The 22,727-nt window shown below is 44.8% G+C and carries 16 protein-coding genes and 2 tRNA genes; 15 read left to right on the forward strand and 3 right to left on the reverse strand.

Going from position 1 to position 22,727, the window contains the following annotated elements; all coding sequences use genetic code 11:
* Positions 1–183: 183 nt before the first annotated feature.
* Positions 184–2,502 (forward strand): polyribonucleotide nucleotidyltransferase, encoded by a 2,319-nt coding sequence (gene pnp / locus ONT18_RS13435; RefSeq protein WP_264906107.1) that lies wholly within the window; start codon positions 184–186, stop codon positions 2,500–2,502.
* Positions 2,503–2,687: 185 nt separating this feature from the next.
* On the opposite strand, the gene ONT18_RS13440 is transcribed toward pnp, so the two are convergent.
* A tRNA-Asn gene (locus ONT18_RS13440) sits at positions 2,688–2,761 on the reverse strand.
* 50 nt (positions 2,762–2,811) lie between these two features.
* Positions 2,812–2,885, reverse strand: a tRNA-Asn gene (locus ONT18_RS13445).
* Between the two features lie 273 nt (positions 2,886–3,158).
* Here ONT18_RS13445 and ONT18_RS13450 point away from each other — a divergent pair.
* From ONT18_RS13450 to ONT18_RS13510, 13 genes are all read left to right on the forward strand, one after another.
* Positions 3,159–4,823 (forward strand): S41 family peptidase, encoded by a 1,665-nt coding sequence (locus ONT18_RS13450; RefSeq protein ID WP_264906111.1) that lies wholly within the window; start codon positions 3,159–3,161, stop codon positions 4,821–4,823.
* A 153-nt stretch (positions 4,824–4,976) separates the two neighbouring features.
* Positions 4,977–5,444: a ribosome assembly cofactor RimP gene (rimP, locus tag ONT18_RS13455; RefSeq protein ID WP_006849190.1), complete on the forward strand. Its 468-nt coding sequence runs from the start codon at positions 4,977–4,979 to the stop codon at positions 5,442–5,444.
* Positions 5,445–5,447: 3 nt separating this feature from the next.
* The gene (nusA, locus tag ONT18_RS13460) at positions 5,448–6,710 is read left to right on the forward strand and encodes a transcription termination factor NusA (protein WP_264906115.1); all 1,263 of its coding nucleotides are present in this window, start codon (positions 5,448–5,450) and stop codon (positions 6,708–6,710) included.
* A gap of 61 nt (positions 6,711–6,771) precedes the next feature.
* Positions 6,772–9,615: a translation initiation factor IF-2 gene (gene infB / locus ONT18_RS13465; RefSeq protein ID WP_022120774.1), complete on the forward strand. Its 2,844-nt coding sequence runs from the start codon at positions 6,772–6,774 to the stop codon at positions 9,613–9,615.
* Between the two features lie 93 nt (positions 9,616–9,708).
* Positions 9,709–11,160: a Fe-S cluster assembly protein SufB gene (gene sufB, locus ONT18_RS13470; protein WP_118139249.1), complete on the forward strand. Its 1,452-nt coding sequence runs from the start codon at positions 9,709–9,711 to the stop codon at positions 11,158–11,160.
* Between the two features lie 26 nt (positions 11,161–11,186).
* Positions 11,187–11,567: a hypothetical protein gene (locus tag ONT18_RS13475; protein ID WP_118081077.1), complete on the forward strand. Its 381-nt coding sequence runs from the start codon at positions 11,187–11,189 to the stop codon at positions 11,565–11,567.
* Positions 11,568–11,572: 5 nt separating this feature from the next.
* Positions 11,573–12,328 carry a Fe-S cluster assembly ATPase SufC gene (sufC, locus tag ONT18_RS13480; RefSeq protein ID WP_022120772.1) on the forward strand — a complete coding sequence of 252 codons (756 nt, stop codon included), beginning with the start codon at positions 11,573–11,575 and terminating at the stop codon, positions 12,326–12,328.
* A 14-nt stretch (positions 12,329–12,342) separates the two neighbouring features.
* Positions 12,343–13,686: a Fe-S cluster assembly protein SufD gene (gene sufD / locus ONT18_RS13485; RefSeq protein WP_264906125.1), complete on the forward strand. Its 1,344-nt coding sequence runs from the start codon at positions 12,343–12,345 to the stop codon at positions 13,684–13,686.
* Positions 13,687–13,722: 36 nt separating this feature from the next.
* Entirely contained in the window at positions 13,723–14,937 is a 1,215-nt protein-coding gene (locus ONT18_RS13490; protein WP_117695266.1) for an aminotransferase class V-fold PLP-dependent enzyme, read from the forward strand.
* 423 nt (positions 14,938–15,360) lie between these two features.
* Positions 15,361–15,969 carry a ribonuclease HII gene (locus ONT18_RS13495; RefSeq protein ID WP_264906127.1) on the forward strand — a complete coding sequence of 203 codons (609 nt, stop codon included), beginning with the start codon at positions 15,361–15,363 and terminating at the stop codon, positions 15,967–15,969.
* 183 nt (positions 15,970–16,152) lie between these two features.
* Positions 16,153–16,689, forward strand: coding sequence for a hypothetical protein (locus ONT18_RS13500; RefSeq protein ID WP_264906128.1), 537 nt, complete (start codon positions 16,153–16,155; stop codon positions 16,687–16,689).
* Between the two features lie 338 nt (positions 16,690–17,027).
* Positions 17,028–17,492 (forward strand): hypothetical protein, encoded by a 465-nt coding sequence (locus ONT18_RS13505; protein WP_254970191.1) that lies wholly within the window; start codon positions 17,028–17,030, stop codon positions 17,490–17,492.
* Complete coding sequence (locus ONT18_RS13510; protein WP_264906129.1) at positions 17,485–17,850, forward strand: hypothetical protein; 366 nt, start codon at positions 17,485–17,487, stop codon at positions 17,848–17,850. The genes ONT18_RS13505 and ONT18_RS13510 overlap by 8 nt, the downstream gene beginning before the upstream one ends.
* A 177-nt stretch (positions 17,851–18,027) precedes the next feature.
* On the opposite strand, the gene ONT18_RS13515 is transcribed toward ONT18_RS13510, so the two are convergent.
* Positions 18,028–19,602 (reverse strand): glycoside hydrolase family 28 protein, encoded by a 1,575-nt coding sequence (locus ONT18_RS13515; RefSeq protein WP_264906130.1) that lies wholly within the window; start codon positions 19,600–19,602, stop codon positions 18,028–18,030.
* A gap of 358 nt (positions 19,603–19,960) precedes the next feature.
* On the opposite strand from ONT18_RS13515, the gene ONT18_RS13520 reads away from it, so the two are divergent.
* Positions 19,961–22,567, forward strand: a complete 2,607-nt coding sequence (locus ONT18_RS13520; protein ID WP_264906131.1) for a thiol protease/hemagglutinin PrtT — start codon at positions 19,961–19,963, stop codon at positions 22,565–22,567.
* Positions 22,568–22,727: the final 160 nt, after the last annotated feature.

A 22,727-nucleotide genomic window follows, 5' to 3' on the forward strand; every position in this document is an offset into this window, starting at 1 on the left:
TTGCAAAATTATCGAGTGCAAAGATAGTAATAAAATTGCGAATAATGCACCTTCTATAGATAAATTATTTAAAAAAGTGGAAAATAATTGCTGATTTATTTGTTTATTAATAATTAAAGAGGTATCTTTGCAGCGTTTTAGATATTTTAGATGTTAGACAAAACAATAAGTTTTTTAATTTAGATGAACGTAATTACAAAAAGTGTTCAGTTGCCTGATGGAAGAACCATCACAATTGAGACCGGAAAAGTTGCAAAACAGGCTGGTGGTGCTGCGGTTCTCCGCATGGGTAACACAGTGCTTCTCGCAACTGTTTGTGCAGCAAAGGATGCAGTTCCGGGTACAGATTTTATGCCTTTGCAAGTAGATTATCGTGAGCAGTACAGTGCTGCAGGTCGTTTCCCTGGTGGTTTCACCAAGCGCGAAGGCAAAGCCAGCGATGAGGAAATCCTTACCTCTCGTCTCGTGGACCGTGCTTTGCGTCCACTTTTCCCTTCTAACTACCATGCAGAAGTTTACGTACAGGTAATGTTGCTCTCAGCCGATGGTGTTGACCAGCCAGATGCCCTCGCAGGTTTCGCTGCTTCAGCTGCCATGGCTTGTTCAGATATTCCTTTCGAGTACTATATCTCTGAGGTTCGTGTAGCTCGTATCAATGGTGAGTATGTTGTAAACCCTACATTCCAGCAGATGGAAGAGGCAGACATGGATATCATGGTTGGTGCTACCAAGGACAATATCATGATGGTAGAAGGTGAGATGAAGGAAGTTTCTGAGCAGGATCTCATCGGTGCCCTCAAGGTGGCTGCCGAGGCTATCAAGCCTATGTGCGAACTCCAGTATGAGTTGGCTAAGGAGAAGGGTACTGACGTGAAGCGTGAGTATGACCATGAGATCAACGATGAGGAACTCCGTGAGCAGATTAAGTCTGAGCTTTACAAGCCAGCTTATGATATCAATCATCAGGCTTTGGAGAAGCATGCACGTCAGGATGCTTTCGATAAGGTTTTGGCTGATTTCCTCGAGAAGTATGACGCTGCTCATACCGATCTTTCTGAGGAAGACTTGGAGGAGAAGCACGCTGAGGCTACCCGTTACTATGATGACGTAATGCGCGATGCTATGCGCCGTTGCATCCTCGACGAGGGCTTGCGCCTTGATGGTCGTGCTACTACAGAAATCCGTCCTATCTGGTGCGAGGTTTCTCCACTCCCAATGCCTCACGGAAGCGCTATCTTCCAGCGTGGTGAGACTATGTCTCTCTCTACATGTACTCTCGGTACCAAGATGGATGAGAAGCTTATCGACGGTGTGCTCGAGAAGAGCTACCAGCGCTTCCTCCTTCACTATAACTTCCCTCCATTCTCAACAGGTGAGGCTAAGGCTCAGCGCGGCGTAGGCCGTCGTGAGATTGGTCACGGTCACTTGGCATGGCGTGGTTTGAAGGGCCAGATTCCTGCAGACTTCCCTTACACAGTACGTTTGGTAAGCCAGATCTTGGAGTCTAACGGTTCTTCTTCTATGGCTACTGTTTGTGCCGGTACTCTCGCCCTGATGGATGCAGGTGTTCCTATGAAGAAGCCAGTTTCTGGTATCGCTATGGGTCTTATCAAGAACCCAGGTGAGGACAAGTACGCTATCCTCAGTGATATCCTCGGTGATGAGGACCACTTGGGTGATATGGACTTCAAGACCACTGGTACCCGCGATGGCTTGACCGCTACACAGATGGATATCAAGTGCGATGGTTTGAGCTTCGAGATTCTTGAGGAGGCTTTGATGCAGGCTAAGGCTGGTCGTGAGCATATCCTCAACTGCATGATGGAGACAATCTCTGAGCCACGTGCTGAGATGAAGCCACAGGTTCCACGTATTGTAGCATTCGATATCCCTAAGGAGTTCATCGGTGCTGTTATCGGCCCTGGTGGTAAGATTATCCAGCAGATGCAGGAGGATACTGGTGCGACAATCACTATCGAGGAGACTGATGGTAAGGGTCACGTCCAGGTATCTGCTCCTAACAAGGATTCTATCGATGCAGCTTTGGCTAAGATTAAGGCTATCGTAGCTGTTCCTGAGGTTGGTGAAGTTTACGAGGGTACTGTCCGTTCTATCATGCCTTACGGTTGCTTCGTAGAGATTCTCCCTGGTAAGGATGGTTTGCTCCACATTTCTGAGATTGATTGGAAGCGTCTTGAGACAGTTGAAGAGGCTGGCATCAAGGAAGGCGACAAAATCAAGGTGAAGTTGATGGAGATTGATCCTAAGACTGGCAAGTACAAACTTTCTCATCGTGTATTGATGGAGAAGCCAGAGGGTTATGTAGAGCGTGAGCGTCGTCCACGTCCTGAGCGCGGTGAACGTCGCGGTCGTCGTGATGATCGTCATGAAGGTCGTGGTGAGCGTCCAGCTCGTCAGCCACGTCGTTACGAGCATCGTAATGATGAGCAGGCTCCTAAGGAGTTCAACGACTCTTTGGATCACAACAATGATGTAGAATAATCTGCGTATTAGACACATTATTATATATAAAGGCACATTCCGCATAGGAATGTGCCTTTTTTTAATAGTACTTTCTCTAATTATTGCCGGATATTGTATTTGTATATGGGAATGGAGAATGTAAAGTGTGGATCATGTAGGGATAAACAAAAAGAGTCACAAGTAAAACTTGTGACTCTTTTCTGCGCTTCAAGATGGGCTTGAACCAACGACCCCCTGATTAACAGTCAGGTGCTCTAACCAACTGAGCTATTGAAGCAATTTGCTATGAAAGAAGATGAGTTACGAGGCTAACCTGAAACTCTCTTGCGCTTCAAGATGGGCTTGAACCAACGACCCCCTGATTAACAGTCAGGTGCTCTAACCAACTGAGCTATTGAAGCGTTTTTTCTGTAAAGAACATGACGTTCCTTATTTGCGTGTGCAAAAGTACTAACTTTTCTTCATTCTGCCAAATTTTTTGCTGACTTTTTTCGCTTTTTCCCTAAAAAAGTGTATTTTTTCTTATCTTTGTGCCACTTTTTGCCTATTTTATGGTGTTTTTCGCAAAGAAATGAGTACTTTTGTGGTCGAAATCTTCTCCCGAGGGCGAATGCCGTGAAGAGGGGGAGGAAATAACCAATAAGTTGAATCATATACAATTAAATAAGGTAACAATGAAAAGAATACTGTTCTCCTTGCTTATGGTGCTCCTGGCAGTTCCTACTTTTGCCCAGGTTGACAAAGATCATGACTTCAAAGCCGCAAAGAATATGGAAATATTCAATGCCATCTACAAGAATCTCGATTTGATGTATGTTGATACGCTCGATGCTGAAGTTGTGGTCGGAAATGGTATCAATGCCATGTTGCGTAGTCTCGACCCTTATACTACCTATTATCCTGAGCAGAAGATGAAGGAACTCAAGAACCTGCTCACCGGCAAGTATGCGGGTGTAGGTGCGGTGATACGCTACAATTTCCAGTTGCAGCGCGTCTGTATCAGCGAGCCTTACGAGAATATGCCTGCTGCAGAAGTGGGACTGAAGAAGGGTGACATCATCCTGAGTATTGATGATGAGGATATGACCAATAAGGAGGTGAGCTATGTCAGCGATCATCTTCGTGGTGACCCGGGTTCTTCTTTCATGCTGAAAGTTAAGCGTCCAAGTACAGGCAAGACGATGAAGGTGAAGGTAACACGCCGTACCATCCAGTTGCCGTTCTTGCCTTATTATGGCATGTTGAAGGGTAGCATCGGTTACATCAACTTCAATTCCTTTACCGAGCAGTCTGCCAAGGAAGTGCGTCGTGCTTTCATCGATTTGAGAAAGCAAGGAGCCAAGAGTCTTGTCTTCGATCTGCGTAATAATGGTGGTGGTTCTGTTACCGAAGCGGTCAGCATCATCAATATGTTCTTGCCTAAAGGTAAGACAGTCTTGGAGATGAAGGGAAAGTTGCAGCGTTCTAATCATGTTTATAAGACCACGGTTGAACCGATAGATTCCGTTATGCCGATGGTAGTATTGGTGAACGAGAATTCTGCCAGTGCCAGTGAAATCATGAGCGGCAGTCTGCAGGATTATGACCGTGCTGTAATATTAGGTACGCGCACGTATGGAAAGGGATTGGTGCAGACTACCATGGATTTGCCTTATAACGGACAGGTGAAACTCACTACTGCTAAATATTTCATTCCTAGCGGTCGATGCGTTCAGGCACTCAACTATAAGCACGATAAGGGTGGTTATGTGGAGCATGTTCCCGACTCTCTTACCAAGGTGTTCTATACCGCAGGTGGCAGAGAAGTGAGAGATGGAGGTGGCGTGAAGCCGGATGTAGAAGTAAAGCCTGATTCTTTGCCAAACATCGCCTTCTATCTGGCTGGTGCCCGCGACAGTAATGAGGTGATGCTTAATTATGAGGTTGATTATATCGCCAAGCATCCTGCTATTGCTCCTGCGAAGGAATTCTCGCTGACCGATGCCGATTATGATGAATTCAAGACACGCGTGTTGAAGGCTAACTTCCAGTACGACCGTGAAACAGAAAAGTATCTCAAGGACTTGGAAAAGCTCGCTAAGTTTGAAGGCTACTACGATGATGCCAAGGCAGAGTTTGAGGCTTTGAAGAAAAAACTGAGCCATAATGTGGCAAAGGATCTGGATTATAACAAGGATTACATCAAGCATCTGTTGGAAAATGACATCGTTTCTGCCTATTATTTCCAGCGCGGTGCCATCCAGAATTCCATGCGTTATGACAAGCAGATTAAGGAAGCAGTAAAATTGCTGAATTCTCCATCAGAATACGAAAAAATACTGCATCCTGTGAAGAAATAAGTACAAAAACGTGCACAATCGATTAAAAATGTGCACGTTGCGAATAAAAAGTTGCATTTTTTTTGGCTAATCACAAAAATATTTGTAATTTTGCAACGTTCAGTGGAATGAGGGGCTCACAAGAGTTCCTCATTTTATTTTAATAAGGTATATATGATTGATAAAAACGTCGTAAAAAAATTAGTTGAAGAATGGCTCCAAGATAAGGAATATTTCTTGGTAAGCATTGAAATCAGTCCCGACGATAGAATCGTTGTTGAGATTGACCATGCCGATGGAGTATGGATTGAGGATTGTGTTGCCTTGAGTAAGTATATTGAGGATCATTTGAACCGTGACGAGGAAGACTATGAGCTCGAAGTTGGCTCTGCAGGCTTGGGTCAACCGTTCAAAGTTCCGCAGCAGTATATCAATTTCATTGGCAAGGAGGTAGAGGTGCTTGATGCCGACGGCAAGAAGGTGAAGGGTATCTTGAAAGCTGTTGAAGGAAATGACTTCACAGTTGGCGTTGAAGAAAAGGTAAAGGTTGAAGGTAAAAAACGTCCGGTTAAGCAGGAGGTTGATCACGTTTACCAGATGGATAAAGTAAAATATACAAAATACATAATTAGTTTCAATTAAGTTATGGCTAAAAAAGAGCAAGAATTGACAGCGAGTATGATTGATACATTCCGCGAGTTTAAAGAAACAAAGAATATCGACCGTACTACATTGGTAAGTGTATTGGAGGAGAGCTTCCGTAATGTACTTGCCAAGATTTTTGGTAGTGACGAAAACTTTGATGTCATCGTGAACCCTGACAAGGGTGACTTCGAAATTTATCGCAACCGTATAGTTGTTGCTGATGGCGAAGTTGAAGATGAAAATAAGGAAATTACACTTTCTGAGGCTCGTAAGATTGAGCCGGATTACGAGGTTGGTGAGGATGTAAGTGAGACGGTTGACTTCAATAAGTTTGGTCGTCGTGCCATCTTGACTCTTCGTCAGACTTTGGCTTCCAAGATTCTTGAGTTGGAGCATGATTCACTTTACAACAAATACAAGGATCGCGTAGGTCAGGTTATCTCTGGTGAGGTTTATCAGGTTTGGAAGCGCGAGGTTCTGATTGTAGATGATGAGAACAACGAGCTCATGTTGCCTAAGACTGAGCAGATTCCTGGTGATACTTACCGCAAGGGTGAGACTATTCGTGCGGTCATCCTTCGTGTAGACAACGAGAACAATAATCCAAAGATTATCTTGAGCCGTACAGCTCCAATCTTCCTGCAGCGCCTGTTGGAGGCTGAGGTTCCTGAGATTGCAGACGGTCTGATTGCAATCCGCCGTATCGCCCGTCTTCCGGGAGAGCGTGCTAAGATTGCTGTTGAAACATTCGATGAGCGTATCGACCCGGTTGGCGCATGTGTAGGTGTTAAAGGTAGCCGCGTTCACGGTATCGTTCGCGAACTTTGCAACGAGAATCTCGATGTCATCAACTACTCAAGCAATACCAAACTCTTCATTCAGCGTGCGTTGGCTCCAGCCAAGGTTTCTTCAATCAATGTTGATGATGAGAACAAGAAAGCAGAGGTTTACTTGCAGCCTGAGGAAGTTAGTTTGGCTATCGGCCGTGGCGGTATGAACATCAAACTGGCTTCTATGCTTACAGAATATACCATCGACGTATTCCGTGAGGTAGACGAGAATGAGGCCGATGAGGATATCTACTTGGATGAGTTCTCTGATGAGATTGACCAGTGGGTTATCGATGCTATCAAGGGCATCGGTCTTGATACTGCCAAGCAGGTACTCAATGCACCTCGCAACTTGCTGATTGAGAAGGCCGACCTCGAAGAGGAGACCGTTGATCATGTACTCAGCGTGTTGCGCGCCGAATTCGAACAATAATTCCCTTGCCAGCGAGTGCTTGCAGGGAATCTAACTTTAAAAATAGGAGAATAAATAATTTATGAGCATCAGATTAAATAAAGCACTACGTGAATTAAATATAGGACTTCAGACGGCAGTTGAATTCCTAGAGAAAAGAAAAGACCTGGGAGATGTCAAGGCAGAACCGAGCTTCAAACTCACCGACCAGCAATACAAGGCATTGAATGATGCCTTCAGTCAGGACAGAGAGGTTCGTGATCAGGCTGAGAAACTCTTTACCAAAAAAGCAAAAGATAAGAAGCGTGCGCCAGAGCAGAAGGACAATCGCGCTGAAAGCTTGTTGGAGTCTAATGGACAGCAGCAGTATAAGCCGCTGGGAAAGATTGACTTGGACAATATCGGTAAGAAGCCTGCTGCAGAGTCTGTTGCGGAAAAGCCTGAGACTGCTGCCGTCAGTCCTGAGCAGAAGAAAGACGCTCCTAAGGCTGAGCAAAAGAAGGAACAGAAGCCACAACAGGCTTCTCAGCATAAACAGCAAATGAAACAGGAAAATCATCAGAAATCACAGCAGTCAAACGCTCAGATGAATAAGCAGAATGCTCCTCAGGGAAAGAAAGAGCATCATCATGCTAAGAATGAAACTGCACAGCATTCTGCTGGCGCAGCAGACAACAGCGTGTTTACTCTCAAGAGTGAGAAGAAGTTTACTGCTAATGAGCCTAAGGTGTTGGGCAAGATAGATTTGTCTTCTCTCAACCAGAGCACTCGTCCTAAGAAGAAAACCAAGGAGGAGCGCCGCAAGGAACGTGAGGAGAAAATGGCTCAACAGCACAATGAGCGCAAAAAGCGTGTTCGTATCAACAAAGAACGTGTTGACATCAATGCCGAAGCTAAGAATAATGGCGGAGGTAATGGCAACAACGGCGGTAATAACAAGAAGAACAAAAACCGCAACAGAAATAATAACAATAATAATCGCGGCAATAACAACAACCGTGGCAACCAGCGTCAGATCGAGGTTGATGACGAGGCTGTAGCACGCCAGGTTAAGGAGACTCTTGCACGTTTGACCAGCAAAAGTCAGAACAAGAAGGGTGCTAAGTACCGTAAGGAGAAGCGTGAGGCTGTTCAGGAGAAGTTGCAGGATCAGGCTCGTCAGGAGCAGAAGGAAAGCAAGACCCTGAAACTTACTGAGTTCGTTACCGTTAGCGAGTTGGCTACGATGATGGATATCAGCGTTACTCAGGTTATCTCTACGCTGATGGGTGTAGGTATCATGGTATCTATCAACCAGCGCCTGGATGCAGAGACCATCAACATGGTGGCTGAGGAGTTCGGTTTCAAGACCGAATACGTGAGTGCCGAGGTTCAGGAGGCCGTGAGCGAGGAAGTGGATGATGAGAACGACTTGGTTCCACGTGCTCCAATCGTAACCGTCATGGGTCACGTAGACCACGGTAAGACCTCTTTGCTCGACTATATCCGCAATACCAATGTGATTGCCGGTGAGGCGGGTGGTATTACCCAGCATATCGGTGCCTATAGTGTGACCCTGAAAAGCGGTCGCAAGGTAACCTTCCTTGATACTCCAGGTCACGAGGCGTTTACCGCCATGCGTGCCCGTGGTGCCCAGGCTACCGATATCGCCATCATCATCATCGCAGCCGATGACTCTGTGATGCCTACTACCAAGGAGGCTATCGCTCATGCGCAGGCTGCCGGTGTACCAATGGTATTCGCTATCAACAAGATTGATAAGCCAGGTGCTAACCCAGACCGTATCCGTGAGGACTTGGCTAACATGAACCTGCTCGTTGAGGAGTGGGGTGGTAAGTATCAGTGCCAGGAAATCAGTGCCAAGAAGGGTATCGGTGTTCACGATCTGCTCGACAAGGTGCTCCTCGAGGCTGACATGCTCGACTTGAAGGCTAACCCTAACCGTCGTGCTACAGGTACCATCATCGAGTCTTCTCTCGACAAGGGTCGTGGATATGTTTCTACCGTATTGGTTGCCAACGGTACTTTGAAGGTAGGCGACATCGTACTCGCCGGTACTTCTTGGGGTCGTGTCAAGGCGATGTTCAATGAGCGTAATGCCAACATCAAGTCAGCAGCTCCTGCTGAGCCAGCTATCATCCTCGGTTTGAATGGTGCGCCTACTGCAGGTGACCAGTTCCACGTAATCGAGACAGAGCAGGAGGCTCGCGAAATCGCCAACAAGCGTGAGCAGCTGCAGCGTGAGCAGGGCTTGCGTACTCAGAAGCGCTTGACTCTGGGTGATATCTCTCACCGTATCGCACGTGGTGAGTTCCATGAGTTGAACGTCATCGTGAAGGGTGATACCGATGGTTCTGTTGAGGCTTTGAGCGACTCATTCATCAAGCTTTCTACCGAGAAGGTTCAGGTGAACGTGGTGAACAAGGCTGTGGGTCAGATTTCTGAGAACGACGTGATGCTGGCATCTGCTTCAGATGCAGTCATCGTTGGTTTCCAGGTTCGTCCATCTGCCGATGCTCGTAAGGCTGCCGACCGTGAGGGTGTTGAAATCAACACATACTCTATCATCTACGATGCTATCGATGATATCAAGAGTGCGATGGTTGGTATGCTCGACAAGGTGAAGAAGGAAATCGTTACCGGTCAGGTTGAGGTTAAGCAGACCTTCAAGATTTCTAAGGTGGGTACTATTGCCGGTGGTCTCGTTACCGAGGGTAAGGTACACGCTAAGGATAAGGCTCGCGTCATCCGTGACGGTATCGTGATACGTACTGCTGAAATCGGTGCCTTGAAGCGTTACAAGGACGATGTTAAGGAGGTGGTTACCGGTATGGAATGCGGTTTGAGCCTCGTCAACTACAACGATATCCAGGAGGGCGACGTTATCGAGACCTTCACTGAGATCGAGGTAGAGCAGAAATTGTAATATAGCATATATTATATATAATAAGGTAGGGATGAGTCCTCAGCGGCTTATCCCTATTTAGGGTTAAAATAACGAAAGGTTATTCTAAATAAAATGGCAGAGAAAGAACAAGAAAAGAATCAGTTTGTCAAGCAGGTGGCTGAGCAGAAGTATGAATTCGGCTTTACCACCGATGTACATACTGAAATCATAGAAAAGGGTCTCAACGAGGATGTTGTGCGCCTGATCTCGCAGAAGAAGGGAGAGCCAGACTGGATGCTCGAATTTCGTCTGAAAGCCTACAATTACTGGAAGACGCTCAAGGAGCCAAAGTGGGGACACGTTCACGTGCCACCTATTGACTACCAGGAGATTTCATACTATGCCGATCCTTTGGCAAAGAAGCCGAAGAATAAGGAGATTGATCCTGAGCTGGAGAAGACATTCGATAAACTTGGTATTCCTCTGGAGGAGCGTCTGGCTTTGAGCGGTACCGCCGTAGATGCCATCATGGACTCTGTGTCGGTGAAGACTACCTTCAAGGAGAAACTCCGTGAGAAGGGCGTCATCTTCTGCAGTATTGGTGAGGCTGTGAAGGAGCATCCTGATTTGGTAAGAGAGTATCTGGGAACCGTAGTTCCTTATCGTGATAACTTTTATGCAGCTTTGAACAGTTGTGTTTTCAGTGATGGCTCATTCGTTTATATTCCTAAGGGCGTCCGCTGTCCGATGGAGTTGAGCAGTTACTTCCGCATCAATGCCCGTAACACCGGTCAGTTTGAGCGTACATTGATTATCGCTGATGATGATGCTTACGTTTCTTACCTGGAGGGATGTACAGCGCCAATGCGTGATGAGAACCAGCTCCATGCGGCTATCGTAGAGATTATCGTCAAGGATAATGCTGAGGTGAAATACTCTACCGTTCAGAACTGGTATCCTGGTGATGAGCATGGTAAGGGTGGTGTGCTGAACCTGGTAACCAAGCGAGGCGACTTGCGCGGTGTGAACTCTAAGTTGAGCTGGACTCAGGTAGAGACGGGTTCTGCGATTACCTGGAAGTATCCTTCCTGTATCTTGCGTGGCGACAACTCCGTGGCTGAGTTCTATAGCGTAGCTGTTACCAACAACTATCAGGAGGCTGATACGGGTACCAAGATGATTCACATGGGTAAGAACACCAAGAGTACCATCATCTCTAAAGGTATCTCGGCAGGTCATAGCCAGAACTCCTATCGTGGTCTGGTTCGTGCCACATCCAATGCCGACAATGCACGCAACTACAGTTCCTGCGACTCTTTGTTGCTGGGCAGCGATTGTGGAGCGCATACCTTCCCATATATGGATGCCCATAACGACACAGCCGTGTTCGAACATGAGGCAACCACCTCGAAGATTTCAGAAGACCAGCTCTTCTATTGCAATCAGCGAGGCATTCCTACCGAGGAGGCTGTCGGCTTGATCGTAAACGGTTATGCCAAGGATGTGCTCAACAAGTTGCCTATGGAGTTTGCCGTTGAGGCACAGAAACTCCTGAGTGTTTCACTCGAAGGAACTGTAGGATAAAAAATGAATAGAAAGTGAGGCTTGTGATGAAAAAGTGTATCTTGTTATTGCTGTTGGCAGTGCATTTGAATGCTTTTGGTCAGATTCTTTCCAAGATAAGACCTGTAAATTTGACTGCTCAACAAGATTCGATTGTAAGAGGTTTTGCTTCTCAGTATAGGCCGATATATACTGTTGATGGGCATTTTTATGGCTATTTTAAGTTGGATGCTTCTGCTCCATCTTCAACGGCTTCTATCATGCTGCAAAATAACAGTGTTTCAGCTTTCTCACATGATATTATACTCTCTGGTGAATGTAGCTTCGTGGTGTTAGACCCTCCTCCTTTGTTTGAACAATGGGGGTGGACTAAGCCACCTACATTGTTAGAATCAGTATGTGATTTATTAATTGACACAATTTTATAACAATTATGTTAGAGGTAAAGAATCTGCATGCTACTATTGCAGGCAAAGAAATATTGAAAGGTATCAACCTGACTATCAACGATGGTGAGATACATGCAATCATGGGACCTAACGGTTCCGGTAAGTCAACCTTGAGCGCTGTGCTCACGGGTAACCCTCTCTATACCGTAACCGAGGGTGAGGCTATCTTCAACGGCAAGAACCTCCTGGATATGAAGCCAGAGGACCGTGCCCGTGAAGGCTTGTTCCTCTCTTTCCAGTATCCAGTAGAAATTCCTGGTGTATCCATGACCAACTTCATGCGTGCGGCTATCAATGCCAAGCGTGAGTATCAGGGTTTGGAGCCATTGAACACCAGTGAATTCATGAAGCTGATGCGTGAGAAGCGCGAGTTGGTGGAATTGGACAGCAAGTTGGCTCGCCGTTCTGTAAACGAAGGTTTCTCGGGTGGTGAGAAGAAGCGCAACGAGATTTTCCAGATGGCTATGCTGGAGCCAAAGCTTTCTATTCTCGATGAAACCGACTCTGGTCTCGATGTGGATGCGATGCGTATCGTGGCTGACGGTGTGAACAAGATGCATACCGACAAGACATCTGCCATCGTCATCACTCACTACGAGCGTCTGCTCGATATGATTAAGCCAAGTGTGGTTCACGTACTCTATAAGGGTAGAATCGTGAAGACTGCCGGTCCTGAACTTGCCAAGGAGATTGAGGCTCGTGGCTATGACTGGATCAAGGCAGAAGTAGATGAGAAATAATAGGGAGGATGGCTATGCATTCAGAAAAACAATATTTAGACTTGTATCAGTCTTCTTCGAGAATAATCAAGAAGAACAGTGCTGAGGTGCTCAATGCGGTGCGCGATGCTGCGTTTGAGAACTTCCGTCGCTTGGGCTTCCCTTCCCGAAAGGTAGAAAGATACAAGTACACAGATATGAGCGCCATCTTCGAGCCAGACTATGGCTTGAACTTGAACCGTCTGGAAATTCCGGTAGATCCATACGAAGCTTTCCGCTGCGATGTGCCTAATCTGAGCACTTCGCTCTACTTCGTTGTAAACGATGCTTTTTATAACAAAGCATTGCCTAAAGTAGAGCTTCCGGAGGGCGTAATTGTGGACTCTTTGAACAAGATTGCTGCAGAAAACCCTGAATTCATCGGGAAATACTATGCTAAGATTGCCAAAACCGACGAAGATGGCATCACCGCATTGAATACATTCCTGGCACAGGATGGCTTGCTGATTTATGTTCCAAAGAATGTAAAGGTAGAGCGAACTATTCAGGTCATCAATATTCTCCGTTCGGATGTAGATTTGATGGTAAACCGCCGTGTTCTCATCGTCATGGAACAGGGTGCTGAGGCTAAGTTCCTCTTCTGCGACCATGCAGCCGATGACAAGAACTTCCTCGCAACCCAGGTTATCGAGGCATTCGTAGGCGAGAATGCCAGTCTCGACCTCTATTGTCTGGAGGAGACTCATTACAAGAACCGCCGTGTCAGCAACGTTTATATCGAGCAGCAGGCTAACAGCCGCGTGAACCATAACGTCATCACGCTTCATAACGGTATTACCCGCAACCGCCTCGACCTCGTATTCAAGGGCGAGGGAGCTGAGTGCTTCTGCAATGGTTGTGTGATTGCCGACAAGAACCAGGTGGTTGATAACAATACGCTTATCGATCATCAGGTGGGTCATTGTACCAGTAACGAGCTTTATAAGTATGTGCTCGATGGTGAGGCACGTGGTGCTTTTGCCGGCAGAGTGCTGGTTCGTCATGGTGCCCAGAAGACTATTTCTCAGGAAACTAACCAGAACCTCTGTGCTACGAAGACAGCCCGTATGTTCACCCAGCCGATGCTGGAGATCTATGCTGACGATGTGAAGTGTGCACACGGTAGTACTGTAGGTCAGCTCAACGATGCGGCATTGTTCTATATGCAGCAGCGTGGTGTGAGCCGCGAGGAGGCTAAGTTGCTCCTTCAGTTTGCGTTTATCAACGAAGTCATCGACAAGATGGAGCTGGAGCCATTGCGCGATCGCCTGCATCATCTCGTAGAGAAGCGATTCCGTGGTGAACTCAATAAGTGCGAGGGTTGCAAACTTTGCAAGTAGATAATATCCTTTTAAAGGAGTAAAGTTCTTAAAACTATGTATGATATCAATCAAGTAAGAGCAGATTTCCCGATTTTATCGAGAAAGGTCTATGATAAGCCATTGGTGTATCTGGATAATGCGGCAACCACGCAGAAGCCATTGTGCGTGCTCGATGCCATGCGCGACGAGTATCTCAATGTGAATGCCAATGTGCATCGTGGCGTTCACTATCTCTCTCAGCAGGCTACCGACCTTCATGAGGCTGCCCGCGAAACCGTGCGCAAGTTTATCAATGCGCCGAAGGTTGAGGAAGTCATCTTTACCCGCGGTACTACCGAGAGTCTGAATCTCGTGGTTTCATCGTTCTGCGATGCCTTTATGAGCGAGGGCGACGAGGTGATTATCTCTACCATGGAGCATCACTCCAATATCGTGCCTTGGCAGTTGCAGGCTGCCAAGAAGGGAATTGCCATCCGCGTCATCCCTATCAACGATAAAGGTGAGATTAACCTCGATGAATTCGCCAATTTATTTACCGAACGCACCAAAATCGTGAGCATTGCCCAGGTGAGCAACGTGCTCGGTACGGTGAATCCGGTAAAAGAGATGATTAAGATAGCTCACGAGCACGATGTACCTGTCATGGTGGATGGCGCTCAGAGTACTCCTCACTTCGCTGTGGATGTACAGGATATGGATTGCGATTTCTTCGCTTTCAGCGGACATAAGATTTATGGTCCTACCGGTATCGGTGTGCTTTACGGCAAGGAAGAATGGCTCGACAAGTTGCCTCCTTATCAGGGAGGTGGTGAAATGATTGAGAGCGTAAGTTTCGAGAAGACTACTTTCGAGAAGTTGCCATTCAAGTTCGAGGCTGGTACTCCTGATTATGTAGCTACCCACGGTCTGGCAAAGGCCATCGATTATGTCTCTGCGCTTGGTATGGATAACATCGCCAAGCATGAGCAGGAATTGACCCGTTACTGCATGGAGCAGATGCGAACCATCGATGGAATCAGACTTTTTGGTGAACAGGAGGGCAAAGATGCCGTTGTCAGCTTCTTGGTTGGTGATATTCATCACATGGATATGGGCACCTTGCTCGACCGCCTGGGCATCGCTGTACGTACCGGTCATCATTGCGCTCAGCCTTTGATGGACCGCTATGGTATTCTAGGTACCGTTCGTGCCAGCTTTGCCCTATATAATACAAAGGAAGAAATAGATGCGCTTGTAGCGGGCGTAAAACGCGTGGCTATGATGTTCTAAAGATAAAGACTTTGTAGCCGCATACAGCGCACGTAAAAGCCTTATTTAGCCAACTGGCGAGCGAAAGACAACCCACTGGCAAGCAAAGAACAGCCAACTGGCGCTACTGCGGACAGTTGGCTGTTTGCGTTTGGCAGTTATCAGAAAGTTGAGGTTGGAATGCCCAAATACTCTTCACTCTTCACCCTTTTGCCGTAACGTATTGTTATACTGATACTTACGCGCTGAAGAGACGTTCTGACTCTTCACCCACTCTTCACCCTCTCTTCACCGCCTGGTGCTATGAGGGTGAAGAGTAGGTGAAGAGTGGGTGAAGAGTTGGTGAAGAGTTAAAATGCTCTTATCCTTGTAACTACCTTATAATTAGGTGGTTATAAAATAGAGGTGAAGAGTGAAGAGATAAACGTAAAATTCATCATAATTATGTTAGAAAGTCATTATTATAAGGATATGGTAGAGGCTGGCTGCGATGAGGCTGGCAGAGGATGTCTGGCAGGCAGCGTATATGCAGCAGCCGTTATCCTTCCGCCCGGTTATCAGAATGCCGAATTGAACGACAGTAAGAAGCTCACAGATAAGAAGCGCAAGGCGCTCCGCGAGCAGATAGAGCGAGATGCTGTAGCTTGGGCTGTGGGCATTGTTACTCCCGAAGAAATCGATAAAATCAATATCCTCAACGCCAGTTTTCTGGCTATGCACCGTGCCCTGGACCAGCTCAAGGTTCGTCCGGAGGCAGTTATCGTGGATGGTAACCGCTTCAAACCCTACAAGGATTTGCCTTATACAACCATCGTAAAGGGTGACGGCAAGTATCTGTCTATTGCAGCTGCCAGCATCCTTGCCAAGACCTATCGTGATGATTACATGGATGCACTGGCAGAAGAATATCCGCAGTACGACTGGAAAGCCAACAAGGGTTATCCTACCAAGAAGCATCGTGCTGCCATCAGGGAATTTGGAGTCACTCCATATCATCGCATGAGTTACAATCTTTTGGGCTCCGGTGAACTGTCCATCGATTTTGAGGAATAATATACTGTCGCCATGAAGCATTTGAGGTGGGATATTTTATAGGAGGATATGCGGGCAGTGGCTTTGCTTCTGTTCCTTTATCTATATGTGGTGGTATTGCTGTTGAGTATTTAGGAGGCGGGTTTGGTTCACTTATGGGAGGACTGATTTATGATGCATTGTATTAAAAACGTCAATATAAAAATGAAATTGTTTGAGAATAGAATATTATATTCTTTCTACTGTTTTGAGCATTGGATTGATGGCTCGTTTCATATGTTGTTTCGTGGTGTCAAGGTTTGGTCGATGAAAAAAATGTATAATTTAAATCCATTTGGTTATATAAAAAAACGAAACAAATCTTTGGACGAATATATCAATAATGTTTATTTGGCTGCTAATGAGGCTGCTGGAAATTTAGATTATGGTTTGAGAATATCACATGCTCAGGGCTTCTTGGGCGTACTGTTGGGACCATATATGATGCTAGCAGTTTCTCTTGTTAAATATTTTGGTCCAGTCAATATACCAAATACAAGTTTTAAGGTGTTTGTTTTGGTATGTTTGGGCGTGTCATATCTGATAGCTTATTTGTCAGCTTTCAAGGATGATGTGTATAAAGCATATTTCAAGAAGTTTAAAAAGGAAAAGAATGATTTGAAATGGCACGTCCTAACGTTTTTTGTGTGTCTTGGTTCCTTATACTCGGTTTATTTGTCTATTGTGTATTGGAATAAATAGAATGGTTTTATAGTGTTTGGCTTGGGAAAAGATGATATGACTAAAAAAAGAATTCAAAATAGAATAGGGGATATCTATTACGTGACATTGGAAGATGGTGCAAGAATCTATCTTCAGTATGTAGCAATAGATACGGAACAATTGTATTCGCCAGGCAATACGAATCATCTAACAGTGTCACACAAGTGGTATGTGTGGACTATTAATCAGAAATATATACATATAGGTGATCTAGTGGGAGAATATAAATCGTATAGTATGGGATTTGTTTATCCTCCTTACGCTGTTTATCAGAAGATAATAACAGGGAAGTACCCTTTTCACGAATTGAAATAAAAATGAAAAAGTTATTCATATTTAACGTATTCTTGATGATTCTGTATTTGGTTTCATCTTGCTTACCATTTGGTTATTACAAAAGAAGTGTGGAGTTTAAAAATTGCACAGGTGATACATTAATTATAGGACATTCTTACTTTGATGCCATTGATAGTGTGCATTGTCAGATATTGCCTGCTTATGATATACCTTGTGTGGAGGAATTTGATACCATTAATGTTCCTGTAAACAAAGAATTATCTTTACGAGGTATTATGGCTGTCTTCCCTGATTCAACGTGTTGTGAGGATTCGGTATATTTGTTTTCAAGGAAAGATACGTGCTATTTATTTTTGATTAAATTCGAGGATGTAAAGCGCAATTCTTGGAAAGAAATTTGTGAAAAAAAACTATATCATAAGTGGATGGTTATTCGAGGTAAGAGTGGATTTGTTTATAGAAATATAAGATACGAATATGAGTGACTTAAAAAACATAGCCAAGATATTTGGAATCCTCTTTATTATCTTTGGGTGGTTCTTCTATGAGTTTCGCTTGTATGAAACAGATGATGATGTAAAGAAGCAGATTCTTGACGAGGAAGTACCCAAGGCTTATGAATTTCGTGTTGTTTCGTGCAAGGAATATAGAGGTTTCTCTTTTGTTGGTGTAGATCCTCATGGAGATACAATCCATGAGAATCTATCTGCCTTTTGGGATTTGTATCAAAAATACCAAAAGGACGATCGAATCGTAAAGAGAAAAGGGGAGAAAACGCTCCTCTTGATTCATCATGCAGATACAGCTTGTATTCATTTATCTTATAAACAAAATGACTTATAGGTGATATGGAAGATTTTGTCTGCTCATGAAGACTTTTTCTACCGCTTTGTCGGTATGACGAGGGAAGGGAAGAAGGTGAAGAGTGAAGACATGTACTATAAGCAGAAATGCCGCCCTAACTGCCATTTTTGATGGGGTTAGGGCGGCATTATAAATGTTTTGTCTGATGAATGTCGGTTAGAAATCGAGGGTGATACCCTTTTCGTCAATCTTCTTGTATGTCTTGTCGTTGACAGTCACATTCTTCGAGTTCTTTGCATCGAAGGTGTGGGTCTTGGCACTCACCTTGATATTTTCCAACTTCACACCATCGGTGCGGTTGATAACGATACCCTGCTCGGCATTGTTCACCTCCATATCCTTGATGCTGATGTTCTGCACTGGCATCTCTGGAAGGCCATTGAAGTAGGCGGCACGGCGTGCGCCACGGCAGATGACGTGATTGATATCGATGTTGCGGAAGGCTGGAGTGGTTTCATCTACTTTCTTCATATCTACCACTTGCTGCTTCTTCTGGTCGCCATCGTTTAATACTTCAACAGCTGATTTTCCACCATAATAGAGGTCAAAGGTGATGACATCTGTCTGTATATCAAACATTGACATGTTGTCGATGTAGATATTCTCTACTACACCACCACGACCGCGGGTACTCTTGAAACGGAGACCTACATCGGTGCCGAGGAATTGGCAGTCGCTCACCTTGATATTCTTTACGCCACCGCTCATCTCGCTGCCAACAACGAAACCACCATGACCCTTGAATACGGTACAGCCGTTTACGATGACATTCTCGCAAGGAATGCCGCGCTTTCTTCCGTCAGCATCCTTACCGCTCTTGATGCAGATACCATCATCGCCTACATCGAAAGTAGAGTTGACGATAAGTGCATTCTTGCAGCTCTCCAGGTCAAGACCATCACCATTCTGAGCATATGAAGGGTTGCGGACCAATACATCTTCTATAAGAACGTTCTCGCACATCAGCGGATGGATGTTCCATGCAGGTGAATTCTGGAAGATGACACCATTGAGCCAAACGTTCTTGCAGCTTACGAGACTGATCATTACAGGGCGGAGGAAACGCTTGATCTCGTTCCATTCTTCTTCTGAAGCTGGAGTTTTAGGCACATTCATGTTGGCACTGTTGTCTGCCTTCAATGCACCTTCTGATGGGAACCAGTAGTCAGTTCTCTTGAATGCACCGCCACGTGAAGTAATCTGCTTCCACTGTGCAGCGGTAACCTTCTGCTTCTTCAATGGGCGCCAGTATTCTCCGTTTCCGTCGATGCAGCCCTGACCGGTAATTGCCACGTTGGTAAGATGATGACCAGAGATAGGCGACTGGCAGCGGCGTGTATCCAAACCCTCAAACGATGTTTCTATAAAAGGGTAGAGGGCATCATCTGGTGAGAAAAGGATGACTGCACCTTTTTCGAGATGTAGGTTGATATTGCTCTTCAATACGATAGGACCTGTGAACCATACGCCCTGTGGAACGATGAGTTTGCCGCCGCCTTTCTGAGTCAGCGCATCGATAGCCTTGGCAAAGGCTGTGGTACAGAGAGAAGAGCCATCTCCAATAGCACCAAAGTCCTTGAGGTTTACCTCATTGGCTGGGAATTGCGGACGGGTCACCTTCTCCATCTGGAATGGTAGATTCTCGTAAAGAGCATCATACTTCTTGATGTCGGTTGCCTGGGCACTTAGCGCCAACAAGCAAGCACATACCATGCTAAAAAATTTCTTCATCTATTTTTTTCGGTTTGTTGGGTTATTATATATAAGTTATTATTTATGATTCTGCATATAGATTGCAGTTTATGTTGCAAAAATACGCATTTAATTTCTTATAGCCAAATAAATAGAGTATAATTACATCGCAAACGTTTTCGTTCATAGGGAATCATAGCGAGTGGTTCCGAGAGACGAGAGATAAAATAACTCTATGCATTCAAATCTCTCCTACATTTCATTTGAGATAAGCACAACAAAGAAGAGCGAATTATTCTTTTTAGCAGAATTTTCTTATCGAAAACTTGCGAGTGTAGAAGAAATGTTGTATATTTGTAGCCGATACAACTCAATTAAATTTTTTGATATATTGCTTATGAAATGTATTCGTTTACACCTATTGTTGTCAGCCCTGTTGCTGATCTCTGTATCAGCATTTGCAGGACCACGTAGTTTCCGACAAGCCAAGCAGATAGCAGAGCGCCAGGCTGCTTTGTTGGGTATCGTCATGGATGAGTCTGCTGCATCACAGGCGAAGTCTTTCGGTTTTGGTGACAAAACTCAGAAATCTCAGGCTTCTGATCAGGAAACTGCCAGTTATTATGTTTTTCCTCATGGTGAGGGAAAGGGTTTCACGATTGTGTCGGGCGATGATTGTCTGCCGGAAATCGTGGGTTATACCGATCAGGGAACTTATGATGAGGCATCTCTTCCAGAAAGTTATAAGAACTTCATGAAGGCTTATCAGGAGATGGTAGAGGCTTTGACCAAGGGCGATCAAGCTACTCTGCGCAATTTGGCAGAGGTAAAAGCTTACCGTTCTTCGGTAAATACTACTCATTCCAAGGCAGTTTCTCCTTTATTGGGTAATATTGCATGGAATCAGAGTAAGCCTTTTAATAATATGTGTCCGATTTATGATGGTAAAAATCGGGCTGTTACCGGTTGTGTGGCTACAGCTATGGCGCAGATGATGGCTTATTATAAGCATCCTAAACAATTGTTGCAGGATATTCCTGAATATACTAAGAAATGGTATGGTAGGGATGTGGCTGTTTCTGGTATTAGCAAGAGCGATGGTGTATATGATTGGGACAACATGTTACCTTTCTATAGTAGTGCAGAGGGTAGCTATACCAAAGATCAGGCCAATGCCGTAGCCAAATTGATGTTCCATTGTGGAGCTGCCGTGAAGATGGGGTATGGTGAAATGTCGGGTGCAAATCTTACGCCAGCACCTTTGGCTAAGTATTTCGGATATGATGCCGATATGATGCTGGATTTATCCCGTTCTTTATATTCTCTGGCAGAATGGACTCAGATTCTTGACAATGAATTGGCTGCTGGGCGTCCTGTTTTCTATTCAGGTTCTTCTACCGATGGTGGTCATCAGTTTATCTGTGATGGTTCCGATGGTCAGGGACTTTATCATATCAACTGGGGCTGGGGAGGCTATCAGAATGGTTATTTCGATGTTACGATCTTGAATCCTGAGAAGGGTGGTGTCGGCTCCGGTAATGCACAGGATGGTTACAACCGCAGTTGTAGTATGTTGGTTGGTGTGGCTCCTGATAATGGTAAGGTAGATGAGCCTGTAGCACCTTTCGCTCCTATTGTGCAGAGCTATTGGGATAAAATGTCTGTTTTTGAACTGACTAAGGATACAAGAAATCAGGTTTCAGATAAATTTGCCTTGAAAATACAGAATTATTTCTGTAATCAGAGTCGTCAGGATATGACAGGCTCTATCGCTTATGGTATATTGAAGTCTGATGGTACTTATGTTCCAATTTCTGGGGTTAAGGAATTCTCTTTTAAGGGTATCCAAGATAATGGCAACACTTATGGTAATACTTTCTTGTTTGAATTTGATTATGCTTTCCCAATCGGACAGACCACGATCTATGCGATTTACAGTACCGATCATGTTCATTGGAACAAATGCGCTAATTCTGAAATGCGGCCTTATGTCGTTGAGGCTACAGCTCAAAAACTGACTCAGGTTCGTTCGCAATTGAAAGCAGATATCACTCCAACCGAAGAACTATTGGGTGGATTAACCAATGGCTTTGAAATTACTATCCAGAATCAGGGTGATATCGAATATTTGGGAGCCATCAATATCTTCAGCAATACGACTGCTACTATGCCAGACCAAGCCGCGATGGATGTTTATGTCACGGTTCCAGCACATAGTTCTATTACCAGAAAGGTAGAGTTGTCTCCTTCGGCGGGTGATTTGTATCTCTGGCTGACTGATGCAGGAGCAGAGAATGTCTTTGTTAATGCCAAGAAGTTTACGGTGGGAGCTACACCTGCAACCCCTGTATTCACAGTTGTAAAGGCATGGACCAATGCGGCTCCAAATGAATATGAGACCGAAAAGGCGACTTATGGTAGTAATAAAGTGAAAGCTCCAAAGACGAATGATGCTTTTGCCCAATTCAATTTTGCTATCAAGAACGATGGAGGTACAGCTTTGTTGAAATATGCCTTGATAGCATATAGTACGAATGAAAGAAGCTTTGTTCCTCGTTTTGAGACGGTACGCATTCCTGGTAATGGAGCGACCACTACAATATCCAGGTCTTTTGACCCTAACGAGTTGGGCGGCAATACAATCGTTTCTGATCTGTGGTTCATGAGTTTGACAGATGGTAAATATTATGATATTCCAACCACTTTGTCTAAAAACAGACTTGATATAGTGGGTTCAGACGGCTATTATTTGTTTGATCCATTTAACTTGATAGTCTATGTTACTGATCAGACTTTAGGTATTTCTGACATTTCATTGAACAAAGGAATCTATGGCGGCAATGGTGAAATAATCATATCTTCTGACCGTTCTCAAATCATAAAAATCTTTAATTTGAGTGGACAGAAAGTAACCTCGGTTGCAGTTCGGGCTGGTGAAAGACAGACGATTCCTGTTCCTTCAGGCATCTACATTGTAAATGGAGTCAAAGTGATTGTGAAATAACATAATCATGAAATAGGATGATTGCCTACAACATGATTGTGGAGAAAAAGATATTTTGAATTTAAAAACAGATAAAAAGAGAAAGGAGTGGGTGACTACTCCTTTTTTATATATAGTGAATTCGCTATCTGATATAAGATTTTCTTGTGTTAAAGTTTGG

It is taken from the genome of Segatella copri, assembly GCF_026015295.1.
GTDB lineage: Bacteria > Bacteroidota > Bacteroidia > Bacteroidales > Bacteroidaceae > Prevotella > Prevotella copri_C.

Excerpts from the sequence above, each read along its gene's own strand:
- pnp (WP_264906107.1), top strand. The coding sequence starts at position 184 with ATGAACGTAATTACAAAAAGTGTTCAGTTGCCTGATGGAAGAACCATC.
- ONT18_RS13505 (WP_254970191.1), top strand. The coding sequence starts at position 17,028 with ATGAAAAAGTTATTCATATTTAACGTATTCTTGATGATTCTGTATTTG.
- ONT18_RS13515 (WP_264906130.1), bottom strand. The coding sequence starts at position 19,602 with ATGAAGAAATTTTTTAGCATGGTATGTGCTTGCTTGTTGGCGCTAAGT.
- nusA (WP_264906115.1), top strand. The coding sequence starts at position 5,448 with ATGGCTAAAAAAGAGCAAGAATTGACAGCGAGTATGATTGATACATTC.
- sufB (WP_118139249.1), top strand. The coding sequence starts at position 9,709 with ATGGCAGAGAAAGAACAAGAAAAGAATCAGTTTGTCAAGCAGGTGGCT.
- ONT18_RS13520 (WP_264906131.1), top strand. The coding sequence starts at position 19,961 with ATGAAATGTATTCGTTTACACCTATTGTTGTCAGCCCTGTTGCTGATC.
- ONT18_RS13490 (WP_117695266.1), top strand. The coding sequence starts at position 13,723 with ATGTATGATATCAATCAAGTAAGAGCAGATTTCCCGATTTTATCGAGA.
- ONT18_RS13510 (WP_264906129.1), top strand. The coding sequence starts at position 17,485 with ATGAGTGACTTAAAAAACATAGCCAAGATATTTGGAATCCTCTTTATT.
- rimP (WP_006849190.1), top strand. The coding sequence starts at position 4,977 with ATGATTGATAAAAACGTCGTAAAAAAATTAGTTGAAGAATGGCTCCAA.
- sufD (WP_264906125.1), top strand. The coding sequence starts at position 12,343 with ATGCATTCAGAAAAACAATATTTAGACTTGTATCAGTCTTCTTCGAGA.
- infB (WP_022120774.1), top strand. The coding sequence starts at position 6,772 with ATGAGCATCAGATTAAATAAAGCACTACGTGAATTAAATATAGGACTT.
- sufC (WP_022120772.1), top strand. The coding sequence starts at position 11,573 with ATGTTAGAGGTAAAGAATCTGCATGCTACTATTGCAGGCAAAGAAATA.
- ONT18_RS13495 (WP_264906127.1), top strand. The coding sequence starts at position 15,361 with ATGTTAGAAAGTCATTATTATAAGGATATGGTAGAGGCTGGCTGCGAT.
- ONT18_RS13475 (WP_118081077.1), top strand. The coding sequence starts at position 11,187 with ATGAAAAAGTGTATCTTGTTATTGCTGTTGGCAGTGCATTTGAATGCT.
- ONT18_RS13450 (WP_264906111.1), top strand. The coding sequence starts at position 3,159 with ATGAAAAGAATACTGTTCTCCTTGCTTATGGTGCTCCTGGCAGTTCCT.
- ONT18_RS13500 (WP_264906128.1), top strand. The coding sequence starts at position 16,153 with ATGAAATTGTTTGAGAATAGAATATTATATTCTTTCTACTGTTTTGAG.